15 protein-coding genes and 1 tRNA gene are annotated in these 16,904 nt (G+C 43.6%); 8 read left to right on the top strand and 8 right to left on the bottom strand.

Annotated elements, in window-relative coordinates; genetic code table 11:
* Window positions 1-114 precede the first annotated feature (114 nt).
* The 3 genes from lptF (at window position 115) to MS_RS07045 (ending at window position 2,548) form a co-directional block, all read left to right on the top strand.
* On the top strand, window positions 115-1,215 hold the full coding sequence (lptF, locus tag MS_RS07055) for an LPS export ABC transporter permease LptF (RefSeq protein ID WP_011200721.1): 1,101 nt from the start codon (window positions 115-117) through the stop codon (window positions 1,213-1,215).
* A 12-nt stretch (window positions 1,216-1,227) separates the two neighbouring features.
* Window positions 1,228-2,298 carry an LPS export ABC transporter permease LptG gene (lptG, locus tag MS_RS07050; RefSeq protein WP_011200720.1) on the top strand — a complete coding sequence of 357 codons (1,071 nt, stop codon included), beginning with the start codon at window positions 1,228-1,230 and terminating at the stop codon, window positions 2,296-2,298.
* A gap of 163 nt (window positions 2,299-2,461) precedes the next feature.
* A tRNA-Leu gene (locus tag MS_RS07045) sits at window positions 2,462-2,548 on the top strand.
* A 148-nt stretch (window positions 2,549-2,696) separates the two neighbouring features.
* Here MS_RS07045 and hypF read toward each other — a convergent pair.
* The 4 genes from hypF to prfB all read right to left on the bottom strand — a co-directional run bounded on the left by hypF (window position 2,697) and on the right by prfB (window position 8,283).
* Window positions 2,697-5,009 carry a carbamoyltransferase HypF gene (gene hypF / locus MS_RS07040; protein WP_011200719.1) on the bottom strand — a complete coding sequence of 771 codons (2,313 nt, stop codon included), beginning with the start codon at window positions 5,007-5,009 and terminating at the stop codon, window positions 2,697-2,699.
* A 166-nt stretch (window positions 5,010-5,175) separates the two neighbouring features.
* Window positions 5,176-5,517, bottom strand: a complete 342-nt coding sequence (hypA, locus tag MS_RS07035) for a hydrogenase maturation nickel metallochaperone HypA (protein WP_041639869.1) — start codon at window positions 5,515-5,517, stop codon at window positions 5,176-5,178.
* Between the two features lie 64 nt (window positions 5,518-5,581).
* Window positions 5,582-7,093, bottom strand: a complete 1,512-nt coding sequence (lysS, locus tag MS_RS07030) for a lysine--tRNA ligase (protein WP_011200716.1) — start codon at window positions 7,091-7,093, stop codon at window positions 5,582-5,584.
* Between the two features lie 91 nt (window positions 7,094-7,184).
* A protein-coding gene (gene prfB, locus MS_RS07025; protein WP_102030678.1) for a peptide chain release factor 2 occupies window positions 7,185-8,283 on the bottom strand; the annotation gives its coding sequence in 2 pieces (ribosomal slippage) (window positions 7,185-8,207 and window positions 8,209-8,283; 1,098 coding nt in all).
* A 182-nt stretch (window positions 8,284-8,465) separates the two neighbouring features.
* Between prfB and dsbC the strand changes: the two genes are divergently transcribed.
* From dsbC to MS_RS07005, 4 genes are all read left to right on the top strand, one after another.
* Entirely contained in the window at window positions 8,466-9,155 is a 690-nt protein-coding gene (gene dsbC, locus MS_RS07020) for a bifunctional protein-disulfide isomerase/oxidoreductase DsbC (RefSeq protein WP_011200713.1), read from the top strand.
* A gap of 138 nt (window positions 9,156-9,293) precedes the next feature.
* On the top strand, window positions 9,294-11,012 hold the full coding sequence (gene recJ, locus MS_RS07015) for a single-stranded-DNA-specific exonuclease RecJ (protein WP_041640215.1): 1,719 nt from the start codon (window positions 9,294-9,296) through the stop codon (window positions 11,010-11,012).
* A 41-nt stretch (window positions 11,013-11,053) separates the two neighbouring features.
* Window positions 11,054-11,767 (top strand): thiol:disulfide interchange protein DsbA/DsbL, encoded by a 714-nt coding sequence (locus tag MS_RS07010; RefSeq protein WP_041639866.1) that lies wholly within the window; start codon window positions 11,054-11,056, stop codon window positions 11,765-11,767.
* Between the two features lie 9 nt (window positions 11,768-11,776).
* A complete protein-coding gene (locus MS_RS07005) occupies window positions 11,777-12,466 on the top strand; it encodes a 5'-methylthioadenosine/adenosylhomocysteine nucleosidase (protein WP_011200710.1) in 690 nt (229 codons plus the stop codon).
* Between the two features lie 178 nt (window positions 12,467-12,644).
* On the opposite strand, the gene MS_RS07000 is transcribed toward MS_RS07005, so the two are convergent.
* From MS_RS07000 to ribA, 4 genes are all read right to left on the bottom strand, one after another.
* Window positions 12,645-13,595 (bottom strand): ribose-phosphate pyrophosphokinase, encoded by a 951-nt coding sequence (locus tag MS_RS07000; RefSeq protein WP_011200709.1) that lies wholly within the window; start codon window positions 13,593-13,595, stop codon window positions 12,645-12,647.
* A 61-nt stretch (window positions 13,596-13,656) separates the two neighbouring features.
* Entirely contained in the window at window positions 13,657-14,565 is a 909-nt protein-coding gene (gene ispE / locus MS_RS06995) for a 4-(cytidine 5'-diphospho)-2-C-methyl-D-erythritol kinase (RefSeq protein WP_011200708.1), read from the bottom strand.
* Window positions 14,566-14,571: 6 nt separating this feature from the next.
* A complete protein-coding gene (gene lolB / locus MS_RS06990; protein ID WP_011200707.1) occupies window positions 14,572-15,204 on the bottom strand; it encodes a lipoprotein insertase outer membrane protein LolB in 633 nt (210 codons plus the stop codon).
* 210 nt (window positions 15,205-15,414) lie between these two features.
* A complete protein-coding gene (gene ribA / locus MS_RS06985; protein WP_011200706.1) occupies window positions 15,415-16,074 on the bottom strand; it encodes a GTP cyclohydrolase II in 660 nt (219 codons plus the stop codon).
* A gap of 84 nt (window positions 16,075-16,158) precedes the next feature.
* Between ribA and MS_RS06980 the strand changes: the two genes are divergently transcribed.
* Window positions 16,159-16,884 carry a phosphatase PAP2 family protein gene (locus MS_RS06980; RefSeq protein ID WP_041639864.1) on the top strand — a complete coding sequence of 242 codons (726 nt, stop codon included), beginning with the start codon at window positions 16,159-16,161 and terminating at the stop codon, window positions 16,882-16,884.
* Window positions 16,885-16,904: the final 20 nt, after the last annotated feature.

Raw genomic sequence — 16,904 nt, 5'->3', positions numbered from 1 at the left:
TAAAGTCGAAAATACGTTATTATATGGCACGCTGAAAAATGGGCGGCTAAAACGTTTGAGCTACCTAAATTAACCGGTTTTATTTAAATTGCAAGAAAAAATATAGGCAATAATGTGATTTTAACGAGATATTTAACAAAAGAAGTATTTAAGAGCCAAGTGGCTATTTTATTTATTTTACTTCTGATTTTTTTCTCCCAACAGCTAGTCCGAGTTTTAGGTTCGGCAGCGAACGGGAATGTACCGGCAGACCTGGTATTATCGCTATTAGGCTTAGGTATGCCTGCGATGGCGCAATTAATGCTTCCTTTATGCTTGTTTATCGCGATTTTATTAACATTCGGTCGTTTATATGCGGAAAGTGAAATTTCGGTTATGCGAGCCTGTGGCGTGGGGCAACGTATTCTTGTTAAGGTGGCGCTGGGGCTTTCCGTGTTAACGGCGGCACTGGCGGCTTACAATGTGTTGTGGGTTTCGCCTTGGGCTATTCAAAAACAAGGACAGATTGTAGAGGATGCAAGAGCTAATCCGAATATGTCCGCATTATCGGCCGGTCAATTTATGACCTCCAATGATAGCGATTTCGTACTGTTTATAGATAATATTAAAGATAACAAAATCAGCAATATCTATTTATTCCAAACGAAAGAAAAAGGAAATTCTAAACCGTCGGTTATTGTTGCGGAGAACGGTGAATTACAATCTTTACCGAATGGCGATCAGATTTTAAGTCTGCAAAATAGTCAACGAGTGGAAGGTTCCGCTGCGTTGCCTGATTTTCGTATTACCAATTTCACCGAATATCAGGCTTACTTAGGACATCGTAATGTGGATTCCGATGAAAATGAAACAACAGAATTACCGCTTGCGGAATTGTTAGCGCTGAAAACACCGGCGGCGAAAGCCGAATTAAACTGGCGTATCAGTTTGATTTTAGCCGTTCCTTTAATGGCGTTGCTAGCGGTTCCGTTAAGTAAGGTAAATCCTCGACAAGGACGTTTTGCCAAAATTTTGCCGGCATTATTGCTTTACTTAATTTATTTCTTATTGCAAAGTTCATTAAAATCGGCAGGCGGTGCCGGCAAATTAGATGCCGGATTGCTGATGCCGTTGGTTAATCTCTTTTTCTTACTCTTGGGAATTATGCTAAACAGTTGGAATAGCGCCTTTATGTATAAAATTCGTCATCTGTTCTCAAAAAAATCGGCGATTTAAGGAGACTGAAAAATGATGAATACATTAGATAGATATATCGGCAAAAGCATTTTAGGGGCGATTTTTGCTACTTTATTAACCTTAGTCGGACTTTCAGGCATTATTAAATTTGTCGAACAGTTCCGCAGTGTAGGTAAAGGCAGCTATGATAGTATGCAGGCTTTCCTTTATACCGTGCTGACAATGCCGAAAGATATCGAAACTTTTTTCCCGATGGCGGCATTATTGGGGGCGCTCATCGCATTGGGTAATCTTGCCAGTCGCAGCGAATTGGTGGTTATGCAGTCGGCGGGCTTTTCCCGTATGAAAATCGGCTTTGCCGTGATGAAAACCGCTTTGCCGTTGGTTTTATTAACTATGGTTATCGGCGAATGGGGCATTCCGCAAACGGAACAGTTTGCACGGGATATGCGTTCAAAAGCGATTTCCGGCGGTTCTATGCTATCGGTGAAGAACGGTATTTGGGCAAAAGACGGCAATGATTTCATCTATATTAAACGAGCAACGGAAGACGCTAATTTAAATAACATTTATATTTACAGTTTTAATGACAACCGCCAGTTGCAACGGGTTAGCCATGCCAATAAAGCAAGTTATGAAAACGGAAGCTGGGTATTAAAACAGGTGAATGAATCGCAGATTTCGGCGGATGAAATTAAAACGAAAAACTATTTAAACCGTCCCTGGAAAACCTCGTTAACGCCGGATAAATTAGGAATTTTCACGGTTAAACCGACTTCGTTGTCTATTTCCGGACTATCCAGCTATATTTCTTTCCTGAAAGAAACCGGACAGGACAGCAAAAAATTCGAGCTGACCTACTGGCGCAAATTATTCCAGCCGATTTCAGTGGGCGTGATGATGATGTTGGCGTTATCCTTTATTTTCGGTCCGTTACGTAGCGTTACCGCGGGTGCAAGAATCGTTACCGGGATTTGTTTCGGCTTCGTATTTTACGTAATCAATGAAATTTTCGGCCCGTTAAGTCTGGTGTATAATGTGGCGCCTATCATCGGCGCATTAATGCCGAGCCTTTTATTCTTAGTGATTACCTGGTGGTTACTAAGCCGTAAACGGGATTAAAACCCCATGAAAAAAGAGCGCACGTTAACAAAAGTGCGGTCTTTTTTTGTAAATTTTTAGGAATTGTTGAAAATTAAATCAACTAAAAACAAATTAACAATTTATTCTTGCAACAACCGAAGAACTCCGTATAATACGCTCTGTTCACGTATTTATCAGTGAAGCCAGTGTGGCGAAATCGGTAGACGCAGCGGATTCAAAATCCGCCGCCCTTAAAAGCGTGTCGGTTCGAGTCCGACCACTGGCACCAAATTCAAGAGACCGCTTTTTAGCGGTCTTTTTTATTGCCCGGATTTCTTACTTTTCATAAACTAATTCCGGTTATTAAAAGGTTTTAGTTTATTTATGCCGGTAACCGCAAAACGATACTTTTGATAAGCAACGGCCGGAAGCTCGGGTTAAGTAAAATCCGCTGCGATTGCGGCTTGCCCGAGGCTTAATCCGCCGTCGCCCATCGGGAACTGATGGGCGCTTAGCACATTAAATTCTTGCAGATTTTCTTTTAATAACCGGCGTAAAAGCCGGTTATGCATTACACCGCCTGAAAGCACAATGGTACGGCATTGATATTTGTTTGCCTGTTGACGGGCTAATTCGGCAAATCCGGCCGCAAGCGCGAGATGGAAAGCAAAGGCCTTATCGGCTTTCTGCGCTTTATAATTGCGCCATGATTGCCAGAATTTGGCCAGATTTAGAAATGTTTTATTATTTTTATCATTCGTCCAAATAAGTTCATCGGCAAATTCCGGTAAAATTTGTCGAATTTTGACCGCACTTTTTTCAGTAAATTGCGATTGACCTGCGAGCGCTTCTAACCGGCAGGCGGCTTCACCTTCCCAGCTCAGGTTTTCCGGCGCGATGTTAAGGGAGTAGGCTACCGCATCAAATAATCTGCCGGCGGAAGAAATTGTCGGGCAGTTGATTTTTTGTTCGATTGCGCGGCTTAGTGACTGCCAATTATATTTTTCGCAGCTTTTAGCCGCAAGTTCTTGCCAGTTTTCCACAAATTGATGAATATGTGCGAGCCAGTTGCGCCAAGGTTGGGTTGCCGCAAGGTCGCCGCCGGGAAGAGCTACAGCCGGCAACCCGCCAAGATGTTTAACTTCCGTCCGGTTTATCAGCAAACATTCACCGCCCCAAAGCTGTTGATTTTCACCCATTCCGATGCCGTCTAAGGCAATGCCGATCACCTTTTCATTGCAATTATGTTCTGCCATTACCGCCCTAATATGGGCGTGGTGGTGAAGAATTTCCATAACGGGAATCTGTTGGCATTGCGCAATTTGTCTGCCCGTTGCCGAACTGAAATAGCCGGTATGGGAATCAACCGCGATTAAATCGGCTTTAAATTGATAAATATGCTGAAATAACGCCAGATTTTCCTCTAGTTGAGACCGCACTTTTTCGTCGGCGGTATCGCCGATATGCTGGCTGACCACGGCTTTATTTCTTTTAAGCAGGCAGAATGTGTTTTTTAGATCCGAACCTAAGGCGAGAATATTTTTGTTGTTTGAGATATTTAGTGAAATTTCGTCCGGTACATAACCGCGGGCGCGACGTAACGTTTCTAAACCGTCAAAGGCAATGCGCACAAGGCTGTCGTCCGCGCGTTGTAAAATATCCCGATTATGGCAAAGATAAAAATCCGCCAAATTTTGCAAAAATTTAACCGCACTTTCATTATCCAACACCGGCGGTTGTCCGCTCGGATTGGCGGATGTCATAACCAACGGCTTGTTTATCGCCTTTAATAATAAATGTTGCAACGGATTGCTTGGCAACATAACGCCGATCTCATTTAAATGCGGGGCAATAAGTTCATCAACTGCCGGTACTTTATGTTTTGACAGTAATACAATAGGTGCCGCACTTGAGGTTAAAAGTTTGGTTTCCGCCCGGCTGAGTGCCGTTAAAAACTGCAAATCGGGCACCATAATTGCAAGCGGTTTAGTGGGGCGGCGTTTACGAGAGCGCAATAATTGTACGGTTTGCCGATTGGTGGCGTCGCAAGCCAGATGGAATCCGCCGATACCTTTAATGGCAATAATTTTACCTTCATTCAGCAAATGCAGGGTTTGTATTAATGCCGCTTCGTGATCTGCTATTTTGGTATGTTGATTCTGCAGCCAAATATGCGGGCCGCAAACGGGGCAGGCGTTCGGTTGCGCGTGAAAACGGCGATCCGCCGGGTTTTTATATTCCCGCTCGCATTCCGGGCAAAAAGGAAAGTTTGCCATTGAGGTATTCGGGCGATCATAAGGGATGGATTTAATAATGGTGAAACGGGGGCCGCAATGCGTACAGTTTGTGAAAGGGTAATGAAAACGGCGGTTACGGGGCGCAAATAACTCTTTCAAACAAGCGGGACAAGTGGCGGCATCCGGCACAATTTGCGTATCTACGGCGTTATTTTCACTTTCTCGAATGGTAAAGTCTGAAAAGTGCGGTAAATTTTCGCCGATTTTTGTTGTCTCTTGAATTTCCGTAATTTGCGCAAGAGGCGGCAGTTTATTCTGTAAATCCCGCAAAAACTGTTGCAGAGAGGCACAATCAGGTTCAATAAAGCGGATCAATACGCCCTGACCATCATTATTCACATCACCTTTTAGCCCGTATTGATTTGCCAATAGCCAAACGAAAGGACGAAATCCTACTCCTTGTACTTTGCCTTTAATACGTAGTTCGATAACGGACTGTTTTTCGGTGTTCATGTGGAAATGCCTTCATTTATTATTTAGCCGGGGTCTGTTTATAAAAGATAAACAGACCCTAATCATATTGGAATTTAAGCGTTTATCAATAGATTTTAGAAGTCAGAGAGGAATCAGCTTTAATAGCGATGGACAGCATTTGGAAGCGGCGTAACGCCCGTTGAAATTATTCCACCGCAATTTCCTTAATTCGCAAATCATCGCCGCCTTGCTTTTGTAAGTGAATACCGCCGCATTGGGGACAGGCGTCATGATGGCTTTTGATTTCCACCGTTTTTTCGCAATGCCAGCAATAGGCCAGCGCCGGCACGGGGACAAAATGGAGCTTGCAATTTTCCATTACCGTATTTTTGCGGCATACCTCAAAACAAAATTCAATGGCATCAGGTTCCACACAGGAAAGCGGACCGATTTCCAACCAAATATCCGTGACTTTATTCACGTTATTGCGGTGGCATTGTTCTTCCACAATTTCCATAATGTTTTGGGTAAGGGACATTTCGTGCATAAAATTTCCTTAAAAAAGAACCGCACTTTGCATAAAAAAGTGCGGTCGATTTTTCGTTAATTTTTTACCCTTTGTGTTTCATTGCCGGGAATAGAATCACATCGCGGATTGACGGAGCGTTGGCGAACAGCATTGCTAAACGGTCGATCCCCAAACCTTCGCCCGCAGTCGGCGGTAAGCCGTGTTCCAGTGCGGTGACGAAGTCGTCATCTTTAAACATGGCTTCATCGTCGCCTGCGTCTTTCGCCGCTACTTGGGCGTCGAAACGTTCAGCTTGGTCTTCGGCGTCGTTCAATTCCGAGAAACCGTTACCGATTTCACGGCCGCCGATGAATAATTCAAAACGATCGGTTACTTCCGGGTTTTCGTCATTACGGCGCGCCAACGGCGAAATTTCCGCAGGGTGAGCCATTAAGAATGTCGGTTGAATCAGGTGATGTTCCGCCACTTCTTCAAAAATGGCATTGACGATTGAACCTAAGCCCCAGGATTTTTGGATTTCAATGCCTAATTTGGCGGCTGCCGCTTTGGCACGGTCTAAATCGTATAAATCTTCTTTTACAATACCTTTTTCCGCGCCGTATTTAATCACCGCATCATGCATTGTGATACGTTCGAACGGTTTGCCGAAATCGAATTCATATTCGCCGTAAGGCACAATGGTGGTACCTAAAATATCAAGGGCTAATTTACGTAACAATTCTTCGGTGTTATCCATTAAATCGTGGTAATCCGCGTATGCCTGATAGTATTCGATCATAGTGAATTCCGGGTTGTGGCGCACGGAAACCCCTTCGTTGCGGAAGTTACGGTTTAATTCGAATACCCGTTCAAAGCCGCCCACCACTAAGCGTTTTAAGTAAAGTTCGGGGGCGATACGCAGGTACATATCGATATCCAGAGCGTTGTGGTGAGTTACGAACGGACGCGCCGCCGCGCCGCCCGGAATTACCTGCAGCATCGGTGTTTCTACTTCGATGAAGCCTTTACCGATGAAGTATTCGCGGATACCGGCGATAACTTTTGAGCGAATCACAAAAGTACGACGGGATTCTTCGTTAGAAATTAAATCTAAATAACGTTGGCGATAACGGGTTTCCTGATCGCTCAAACCGTGGAATTTATCCGGCAACGGACGAAGCGCTTTGGTTAATAATTGCACTTCATGAGCTTTTACGGTTAATTCGTTGGTTTTGGTTTTAAATAAAGTACCTTTGATCCCGACAATATCGCCTAAATCCCAGCTTTTTACATCTTCCCCGTAGACGCCTTCAGGAAGGTTATCGCGAGCCACATAAAGCTGAATTTTACCGCTCATATCCTGAATGGTTATAAAAGTCGCTTTTCCCATGGTACGACGGGTCATAATGCGACCGGCAACGGCAACATGCAGATCTTTTTCTTTTAATTGTTCGCCGTCCGTTTCATCGTATTGATTATGTAAATCCTGAGCTAATGCATCACGGCGAAATGTGTTCGGAAAGGCGTTACCTTTTGCACGTAAGGCCGCTAATTTTTCGCGACGTACCGCCATTTCACCGTGAAAATCTAATTCTGCATTTTGTTGTTCTGACATTTTTGGTTACCTTGTAATTTCGTCGGATGGGTATGCTTGTCCACCCTTTATTTTTTTAATATTTGATTGAATTTGATATGGAGTAGTACGATTACAATCCCGCTTTTAAACTGGCTTCGATAAAACGATCTAGATCGCCGTCCAATACCGCTTGGGTATTGCGGTTTTCTACGCCTGTACGCAGATCTTTGATGCGGGAATCATCAAGCACATAGGAACGAATCTGGCTGCCCCAGCCGATATCCGATTTTGAATCTTCCAACGCCTGTTTATCTGCGTTTTTCTTTTGCAATTCCATTTCATAAAGTTTCGCTTTCAATTGCTTCATACATTGATCTTTATTTTTATGCTGAGAACGATCGTTTTGACATTGCACTACAATGCCGCTTGGAATATGGGTAATCCGTACCGCACTTTCCGTCCGGTTTACGTGTTGCCCGCCGGCTCCGGAGGCGCGATATACGTCGATACGCAAATCTGCCGGATTGATCTCAATATCAATATCATCGTCAATTTCAGGATAAATAAAGGCGGCGGCAAAAGAGGTGTGACGACGGTTATTGCTGTCAAACGGGCTTTTGCGCACTAAACGGTGAATGCCCGTTTCGGTGCGTAGCCAGCCGAACGCATATTCGCCTGATACTTTCACCGTAGCGGATTTTAAACCGGCTACATCGCCGTCGGAGACTTCCATCAATTCGGTTTTAAAGCCTTTGCTTTCCGCCCAACGCAAATACATACGTAACAGCATTTCCGTCCAGTCCTGCGCTTCCGTGCCGCCGGAACCCGCTTGCAGATCGATATAACAGTCGCAGGCATCGTGCTCGCCGCTGAACATCCGGCGGAATTCCAATTTAGCCAACTGCTGTTCCAATTCGTCTAATTCGGTAACGGCTTCGTTAAAGGTTTCTTCATCTTCTCCTTCAACGGCTAATTCCAATAGTCCGTCAACGTCTTCCAGCCCCTGATCGAGCTTTTTAATGGTGTTCACAACGGTTTCCAATGCGGAACGCTCTTTTCCTAAAGCCTGCGCTTTTTCCGGTTCGTTCCATACGTCAGGTTGTTCCAATTCGGCATTGACTTCTTCCAGGCGTTCTACTTTCGCATCAAAGTCAAAGATACCCCCTCAGCACGTCAGTGCGAGAGGCTAAGTCTGCAATTTTGTTTTTTACAGGATTAATTTCAAACATTTTCTTGTTTTTGAGTTGTCAAAATAAACCGCAATTATAGGTTATTTTGCGTTAATTTGGTAGGTCTTCTCGAAGGCTAATTGTATATAGCATATTTTTTCAACAAATCCTTATTATCTCCTTGCACAATTTGGTAATCTTTTTATAATTTGTACTTTATCTACTGATTTAGGAACAGAAAAATGAAGAAATTTGTAACCGCACTTTCATTAATGGCTATTTCAATGGCAGCTACGGCTGATAATGCGCAAATTACAACTCAATTAAAAAAATTAGGCGCAACCAATATTGAAGTGAAAGACTCACCTATTTCAGGTATTAAAACCGTAGTAACGAACGAAGGCGTTCTTTATACCACCGAAGACGGTAAATATGTGTTGCAAGGTAAATTATTCGAATTAACGGATAAAGGGCCGGTGGATGTAACCGGCAAAGCTTTGTTAGCGACATTAGAAAGCTATAAAAACGAAATGATTGTCTATCCTGCAAAAAATGAAAAACACGTGGTGACCGTTTTTATGGATATTACTTGTGGCTATTGTCAAAAATTACATAGTGAAATCAAGGAATATAACGATTTAGGTATTACCATTCGTTATTTAGCTTTTCCGCGCGGCGGTTTAGGAACGAAAACGGCAAAAGAAATGGAAGCGATTTTTACCGCTAAAGATCCCGCATTTGCATTAGACGAAGCGGAAAAAGGCAATCCGCCGAAAGAATTAAAAGCGGTGAATATCACGAAAAAACATTATGAATTGGGCGTTCAATTCGGTGTTCGCGGTACGCCGAGTATTGTGACCCGAAGCGGTGAATTAATCGGCGGCTATTTACCACCGAAAGAATTATTATCCGCTTTAGAAAGCGTAAAATAATCCAGACATATTATTCGGGTGGGCTTATTAGCCCACCAATTATTTTAGGACCGGCTTAGTGAAAATCTCCGTAGTATTCGGTTGATTTACAGCGGTTTAATTAAATGTATTTCCGTTATTTTAGATTGTATTTATCCTGTGAATAAGCTTATCCAACGTCGTACGATTCCACATGGTTCGGCTGTTTGCGCCGATCCCTTATTGGATCGCCTGTATCGTTCCCGCCATATAAAAAATTCCCAACAATTAGACCGCACTTTGCATTCCATGCTGGCGCCTAATCAGTTACAAGGTATTGACCAAGCTGTTCAACTATTGATAACCGCTCGTGAAAAACAGCAAAAAGTGATTATTGTCGGGGATTTCGATGCGGACGGCGCAACCAGTACGGCGTTGACCGTGAGCGCGCTTCGCCAGTTGGGCTTTACCGATGTGGATTATCTTGTGCCGAACCGTTTTGAGCAGGGTTACGGGCTAAGTGTTGCAGTGGCGGAAATGGCGTTAGCAAAAGGCGTCGAACTGTTGATTACAGTGGATAACGGCGTTTCTTCTCTCGACGGTGTGGCGTTTTTGAAAGGGCGTGGCGTACGGGTGCTGATTACCGATCATCATTTACCGCCGGAAATATTGCCTGCTGCGGATGCAATTGTGAATCCGAATTTAGCGGATTGTCATTTTCCTTCGAAAGCTTTGGCTGGAGTGGGGGTCGCGTTTTATTTAATGCTGGCGTTGCGTGCAAAATTGCGCGAGTCGGGCGAATTTAATGAAAAAACGCAGCCTAATTTTACCGAACTTTTAGATTTGGTAGCGCTCGGTACCATTGCGGATGTTGTGCCCTTGGATCAAAATAACCGGATTCTGGCTCATCAAGGCTTAGCCCGTATTAGAGCCGAACGCTGCCGTTACGGTATTCGGGCATTGATTGAAGTGGCAAATAAAGATATTTCGCAATTATCCGCCAGTGATCTCGGCTATTCGATTGCACCGCGCTTAAACGCGGCGGGGCGGTTGGATAATATGTCCGTAGGTGTCGAACTGCTGTTGGCGGATTCTATGGAACAAGCCCGCGCCTTAGCGTTAGAACTGGACGGCTTAAACCAAACCCGTAAAGAAATCGAACAGGGTATGAAAGCGGAAGCCCTTGAAATTTGCCGAAATCTGACCGCACTTAAAACCGAATTACCGACGGGCATTGCTCTTTATCAGGCGGACTGGCACCAGGGCGTATTGGGCATTTTGGCTTCCCGCATTAAAGATCAGTTTCATCGCCCTGTGGTGGCGTTTGCGCAGGATCAGAACGGGTTGTTAAAAGGTTCCGCCCGTTCTATTGAGGGCTTGCATATGCGTGATGCGCTTGAGCGCATAAATACGTTGTACCCCGATATGATTGTGAAATTCGGCGGTCATGCTATGGCGGCGGGGTTAACCATTAAAGAAGAATTATTTGCGGATTTTCAGCGCAGTTTTAATCAGGTGGTGACGGATTGGCTGGACAAAGATATGCTGCAAGGCATAGTTTGGACCGACGGCGATTTGCCGCAAACAATGATGAATATGAATACCGCCGAGTTGTTAAAACAGGCGGGACCTTGGGGACAGGCGTTTCCCGAACCTATATTTGACGGCGAGTTTCGTATTTTACAGCAACGATTGGTGGGTGAGAAACATTTGAAAATGCTGGTTGAGCCGGTAAACGGCGGGCCATTGTTCGATGCTATTGCATTTAACATTGATACCCGTTATTATCCCGACCTTTCGATTCGCACAGCAGTATTGGCTTATAAACTGGAGATAAACGAATTTCGCGGCAATCGAGACGTTCAACTGCTGGTTGATTATATTCAACCGCGCAGTTAGCCGAAAAGTGCGGTAATTTTTTATTAAATTTTGTGTTTAGTATGAAAATAAAATTCTGCTGTTATTTATTTTTAGTCTGTTTAGCGCCAGCGGTATTCGCTCAGAAGAATACCGCCGGTACTCATGCGGCTCAAGCAATCGCAAGTCCGGGAAATAGAGCGGCGAAAAATGAGTTTCAGGACGGGCAGGATTATTTTTCTTACAGCACGCCTATACACACGGAAAACCGCCGGGACGGCAAAATTCTGATTCAATCGTTTTTTGATTATGATTGCAGGGTTTGTGTGAATACGCTGGATATTCTGGAGCTTTATAGCAAAATTAATCCCAATAAAGTGGTGGTGGAAGAATACCCTATAGCGACCAAAGAAACCACCTTCAGCGCGCAGGTTTATTACAGTTTAAAACGGATGAATCACGAGGATATTGCAGAGTTATTGCTGTTTGAGACTACTGATATCGAACGTTATCGCGAGTTAACAAAATTTGAAAATCTGCTTGCTTATTTAAAGCAGCAAAATGTGGATGAAAAGCTGTTTACCGATATTTATCAATCGGCAGAAATTCGCCGGCAGGTAAGCGAAGCTATTTATCGTACGGAAAAATACGGTGTATTTACCTATCCCTTTGTGGTAATCGGCGGAAAATACGTGCTGACAAACAGTACGTTATATAATGATGATTATACTTTTGCGGTGCTTGATTTTTTAGTTCACGAGCTTTCGGCCGTTTCCACCGCAACACATTCAAAATAAGGAAAATTTATGAAAATCGGCATTGTCGGCGCTATGAAGCAAGAGGTTGAAATTCTTGCAAATTTAATGCGAAACCAAACTGTCACCCAAGTAGCAGGTTGCACTATTTATGAAGGGCTAATCAACGGCAAACAAGTAGCGTTATTGCAATCGGGTATCGGTAAAGTGGCGGCGGCTATCGGCACAACGGCATTATTACAATTAGCCAAACCGGATGTCGTGTTAAACACCGGATCTGCCGGCGGGGTAGCGGACGGTTTAAAAGTCGGTGATATTGTTATTTCTACCGAAACCGCTTATCACGATGCGGATGTCACGGCTTTCGGTTATGCAAAAGGACAGTTGCCCGCCTGCCCGGCAACCTTTATTTCTGACGAAAAACTGACCGCGCTTGCAAAACAGGTGGCGCAGGCGCAAGGGCATAATGTAAAACGCGGGTTAATTTGTTCAGGTGATAGTTTTATTGCCGGCGGCGAACGTTTAGCGCAAATTAAAGCGGATTTCCCTAATGTGACCGCCGTTGAAATGGAGGCGGCTGCGATTGCGCAGGTATGCCATGTGTTCCGGGTTCCTTTTGTGGTCGTCCGCGCGATTTCCGATGCGGGTGACGGGCAAGCCGGCATGTCTTTTGAAGAATTTCTCCCGATTGCAGCAAAACAGTCTTCCGCTATGATCATCGGCATGCTGGAGCAGCTTTAATATTTAAGGCAAAAGTGCGGTCGATTTTTCCTGATTTTTAAAAGGATGTCTGGTATGGCGCCTTTACGGAAACTTCGAATAATATTATGTAATAAATCGATATTGCTGAAAATACAAAATAATCAAGTAACAATAAGGGCGCTATATAGCGCCCTTTGTTTTTTATAATCCGGTTTAATTAAGCGTCAAACATGGCAGAAATTGATTCTTCATTGCTGATGCGGCGAATAGCTTCCGCAAGCATTGCCGAAAGAGTTAATGAACGCACTTTGCCTAAGGCTTTGATTTCGGCGGAAAGCGGGATAGTATCCGTTACAACCACTTCGTCTAATGCCGGGTTGGCAATGTTTTGCGCTGCGGAACCGGAGAATACGGCATGGGTTGCATAAGCAAATACGCGTTTCGCACCGCGTTCTTTTAAGGCTTCTGCCGCTTTTACTAAGGTGCCGCCGGTATCGATCATATCATCGACTAAGATACAGTCACGGTCGGAAACATCACCGATAATGTGCATAACTTGCGATACGTTTGCTTTAGGACGACGTTTGTCGATAATCGCCATATCCGTATCGTTCAATAATTTGGCAACTGCGCGGGCACGAACTACACCGCCGATATCCGGTGATACGACGATTGGGTTTTCTAAATCGGTTTTTTTCAAAATGTCGTTAATTAAAACAGGCGAACCGAACACGTTGTCTACCGGTACGTCAAAGAAACCTTGAATTTGTTCTGCGTGCAGGTCGCAGGTTAATACGCGGTCAACACCTACGCTTGATAAGAAGTCTGCCACCACTTTAGCGGTAATCGGCACACGGGCGGAACGTACGCGGCGGTCTTGGCGCGCATAACCGAAATAAGGAATAACCGCTGTAATACGACCGGCTGACGCACGACGTAAGGCATCAACCATTACAATCAATTCCATTAAATTGTCATTGGTTGGTGCACAAGTTGATTGGATAATGAACACGTCGCTACCACGCACGTTTTCATTGATCTGAACTTGAATTTCGCCATCGCTAAAACGACCTACGGTAGCATCACCTAATGAAATATACAGGCGTTCGGAAATTCGTTTTGCTAGTTCTGGCGTAGCATTACCAGCGAAGAGTTTAATGTCAGGCATTTTATTTAATAACCTCAGGTTTAGATTGTAATTAAGGGTTTGAAATTAGAGTTAATTAAAATTAACCGTGATTCTGTCGGTTTAATTGTTCCAACATTTTATGTAATGGAGAAACGTTTAATCCTTGCGCAACAAAACCGGAAAACTGTTTAGATTTTAAATTAAATACGGTTTGCGCCGATTGTTCATCAGCAAATTCAGCAAATACGCAAGCACCGCTCCCCGTCAATCTTGATGGTGCGTATTTTACCAACCAGCGGAGCAGTTCTTCAACCTCCGGATAAAGTTTTCTCACAACTTTTTCGCAATCGTTTGTATATTCTTGTTGTAGTAATTGCTCAAGCGGTTTTTTCTTGGTGTCACGGGTTAAATCAGGTTCGGAAAAAACTTTGGCGGTGGAAATAGATACATTCGGTTTAATTACCGCATACCATTTTTCAGGAGGCTCACAATAGGTGATTTTTTCACCGACACCTTCGGCAAAAGCGGCTTTACCGTGGACGAAAATAGGTACGTCCGCACCGAGTTTTAAGCCTAATTCGGCAAGCTCGTTAACAGATAAGCCGGTTTTCCAGAGATAGTTTAACGCAACCAATGCCGTTGCCGCATTGGATGAACCGCCGCCAACGCCGCCGCCCATAGGCAACACTTTGTCTAAATGCAGATCCGCACCTAACCGGCAAGCCGTTTTTTGTTGTAATAATTTTGCCGCCCGATAAATTAAATTATCTTCGGTTTTTAAATCGGGAATTTCAGGGGTGAGACGGATTTTACCGTCATTGCGGACTTTAATTGAGAGCCAATCGCCATAATCTAAAAACTGGAATAAGGTTTGCAGTTCATGGTAACCGTCGGTGCGCCGCCCGTTGATATATAAAAATAGATTTAATTTCGCAGGGCAAGGGAAATTAAAGCTATCCCCTTGCTTATAATCGGAAAAAAGTGCGGTAGAAAATTGATGAGTTTTCATAGCCGGTTAGAATGTCCAGTTATCCACACGAATTTTCAGCGTTTGGTTGGCATTTTTCAGCAAAATATCTTTAGGCAATGCCGGCTGTTTTTCTTCGTGATAGTTTAAATAATCCGCGGACCAAACCGTACCGTCTAACGGATAAGTAAAACTCGCCAAATAATGATTTTCGCCTACCTGATAATCGGCTTTTTCATCGGGCTGACCTTTCAGCCAGTAAGCAAATTGCTCAAGCGGCACATCCATACCGATGATTTCACGTACTAAGGCTTTCGCATCCGCTTCGGAACGCCGGTTGCCTTTGTTGTCTGAAATGGTCATGCCCGTATTATGCATTTGCATTACCAGACTGGTGGAACTGATAGTTGAATAAAGTTTCAGTGTGTAATCGGTGGGTGCGGCGTAATTCCATTCGAAACGGCTGGAAAAGCGTTCTTTACTACTGATATAACCGATTTGCCCTTGACTGCTGTAATGCTGAATTTGTTTGATTTGTTTGAGATGTTGCTGCCATTGTATATCGGATTTATCGATAGTTTTAACATCAGCCGGGCGCGTGTCGCTAATATCAAGCGACGAACAAGCCGTTAAAATAAAGCCCGCAACAAGAGCGGTAAAGAAAGATTTTAAATGATTCATATTTATCAGACGAGTTAATCACTCGTCAAGTGTAAATGGATTATGGCAAAATACCTTCGAAAAACGCGGTTATTGTACGGATTTATGGGCGGTTAGTAAAGTTAGAAGTTTCAACTTAATAATTAACTGACTCAATGACAGAAAAGATTGTTAAATATTGAATGTGATTATTTATGCTTAAAACAAAGCCCCGTTATCAGGGCTTTATATTTATTTCTTATTGGGGATTTCAGATTGGCAATACGGGCAATCTAAATAATGTTTTTCATTGTCGTGTACGATGTAATGGCCCATTTTTTTTGCTTTGGTGTCCAGATATCCGGTGTTGTAGCGGTTTTCGCCGACATTTAGCGGAATTCGTTCAACTACGTTGATGCCCGCTTTTTTCATGGTGTCGATTTTTGCGGGGTTGTTTGTTAACAGGCGAACCTTGCAGATACCTAATAATTCAAAAATATCCGCGCAAACTTTGAAATTCCGTTCGTCGGCGGCAAAGCCCAGCGCCAGATTTGCTTCGATAGTATCCATTCCGTTATCTTGCAATGAATATGCCCGGATTTTGTTGATTAAGCCGATTCCTCGCCCTTCTTCGCGATGGTAAATCAATACGCCGCGCCCCGCTTCGCTGATTTGACGTAATGCTGTGCTCAGTTGAAAACCGCAATCGCATTTTAAGCTGTGTAATGCATCGCCGGTTAAGCATTCGGAATGAATACGGGCTAACACGGGGTTTTCTTCACTATTGCTAATATCGCCCATTACCAGTGCCACATGTTCTTTTTTAGTATCCGGAAATTCAAATCCTACAATGCGGAAAAGCCCAAACTCGGTGGGAAGATTGGCTTCTGCAACACGTTGAATTTTTGACATATAACAAATCCTTATTTCTTCTATCTACTTTTTATGTATCTAATGTTAAAATGCACCCTTTCAATATTTAGGGAAAATTTCATTATGTTAAAACGTTTGTCATTATATACTTTGTTGCTTTGTCTTGTCCCGATTTTTGTATGGATTTCTGGCTGGCATTGGCAAGGTGATGCTGCACTAACGCAATTTGATTATTTTTTGTATTGGTTAACGGAAACCGGTAGTTCGCCTTATGCTATTATTACCTGCGGTGTATTCGCCCTTTTATTTTTTCCTTTTGCGAAAACAAAAAAACAATGGGTAGCAGTGGTTGCCATTATGGCTGTTTCTATGGTGGTGACTCAGGGGCTTAAAACAGGTTTAAAACATGTTTTTGCCGAAGCCCGCCCTTATGTGGTGGAATTAGCCGCAAACTCAGACATTTCAACAGAATATTTCTATGATCAAACGAAAGAGCAACGTCAATCGATCGTTACGGATTATTATTCCTCCAGAGCGGAAACCCCAGGTTGGCTGGTAGAACACCGTGAAAACGAAGTGAGCTACTCATTTCCATCCGGGCATACGATTTTTGCAGTGAGTTGGCTGTTGCTGGCGGCGGGGTTTTTCCGATTATTGGGACAAACTTCTTCGGGCGCCAAAATTCTGCTAATTTTAACCGCACTTTGGGCCTTTTTGATGCTGGTTAGCCGTTTACGGTTAGGTATGCATTATCCGTTGGATTTATTAATAAGCACGCTTATCGCTTGGGTATTGCATTGCGCATTATTTGTATTTTTAGAGAAAAAACGTTTATTTCCAAGGGATTAGCCTGTGAATAAATGCTTAAT

The sequence above is a fragment of the [Mannheimia] succiniciproducens MBEL55E genome (assembly GCF_000007745.1).
GTDB lineage: Bacteria > Pseudomonadota > Gammaproteobacteria > Enterobacterales > Pasteurellaceae > Basfia > Basfia succiniciproducens.
This window is presented reverse-complemented; position numbering and strand designations above follow the sequence as displayed.

What these genes read in the sequence shown, in the direction of transcription:
- lptG (WP_011200720.1), top strand. Translation starts at nt 1,228, where the DNA reads ATGATGAATACATTAGATAGATATATCGGCAAAAGCATTTTAGGGGCG.
- MS_RS06980 (WP_041639864.1), top strand. Translation starts at nt 16,159, where the DNA reads ATGTTAAAACGTTTGTCATTATATACTTTGTTGCTTTGTCTTGTCCCG.
- lysS (WP_011200716.1), bottom strand. Translation starts at nt 7,093, where the DNA reads ATGTCAGAACAACAAAATGCAGAATTAGATTTTCACGGTGAAATGGCG.
- hypA (WP_041639869.1), bottom strand. Translation starts at nt 5,517, where the DNA reads ATGCACGAAATGTCCCTTACCCAAAACATTATGGAAATTGTGGAAGAA.
- ispE (WP_011200708.1), bottom strand. Translation starts at nt 14,565, where the DNA reads ATGAAAACTCATCAATTTTCTACCGCACTTTTTTCCGATTATAAGCAA.
- MS_RS07000 (WP_011200709.1), bottom strand. Translation starts at nt 13,595, where the DNA reads ATGCCTGACATTAAACTCTTCGCTGGTAATGCTACGCCAGAACTAGCA.
- MS_RS07010 (WP_041639866.1), top strand. Translation starts at nt 11,054, where the DNA reads ATGAAAATAAAATTCTGCTGTTATTTATTTTTAGTCTGTTTAGCGCCA.
- lolB (WP_011200707.1), bottom strand. Translation starts at nt 15,204, where the DNA reads ATGAATCATTTAAAATCTTTCTTTACCGCTCTTGTTGCGGGCTTTATT.
- hypF (WP_011200719.1), bottom strand. Translation starts at nt 5,009, where the DNA reads ATGAACACCGAAAAACAGTCCGTTATCGAACTACGTATTAAAGGCAAA.
- MS_RS07005 (WP_011200710.1), top strand. Translation starts at nt 11,777, where the DNA reads ATGAAAATCGGCATTGTCGGCGCTATGAAGCAAGAGGTTGAAATTCTT.
- dsbC (WP_011200713.1), top strand. Translation starts at nt 8,466, where the DNA reads ATGAAGAAATTTGTAACCGCACTTTCATTAATGGCTATTTCAATGGCA.
- ribA (WP_011200706.1), bottom strand. Translation starts at nt 16,074, where the DNA reads ATGTCAAAAATTCAACGTGTTGCAGAAGCCAATCTTCCCACCGAGTTT.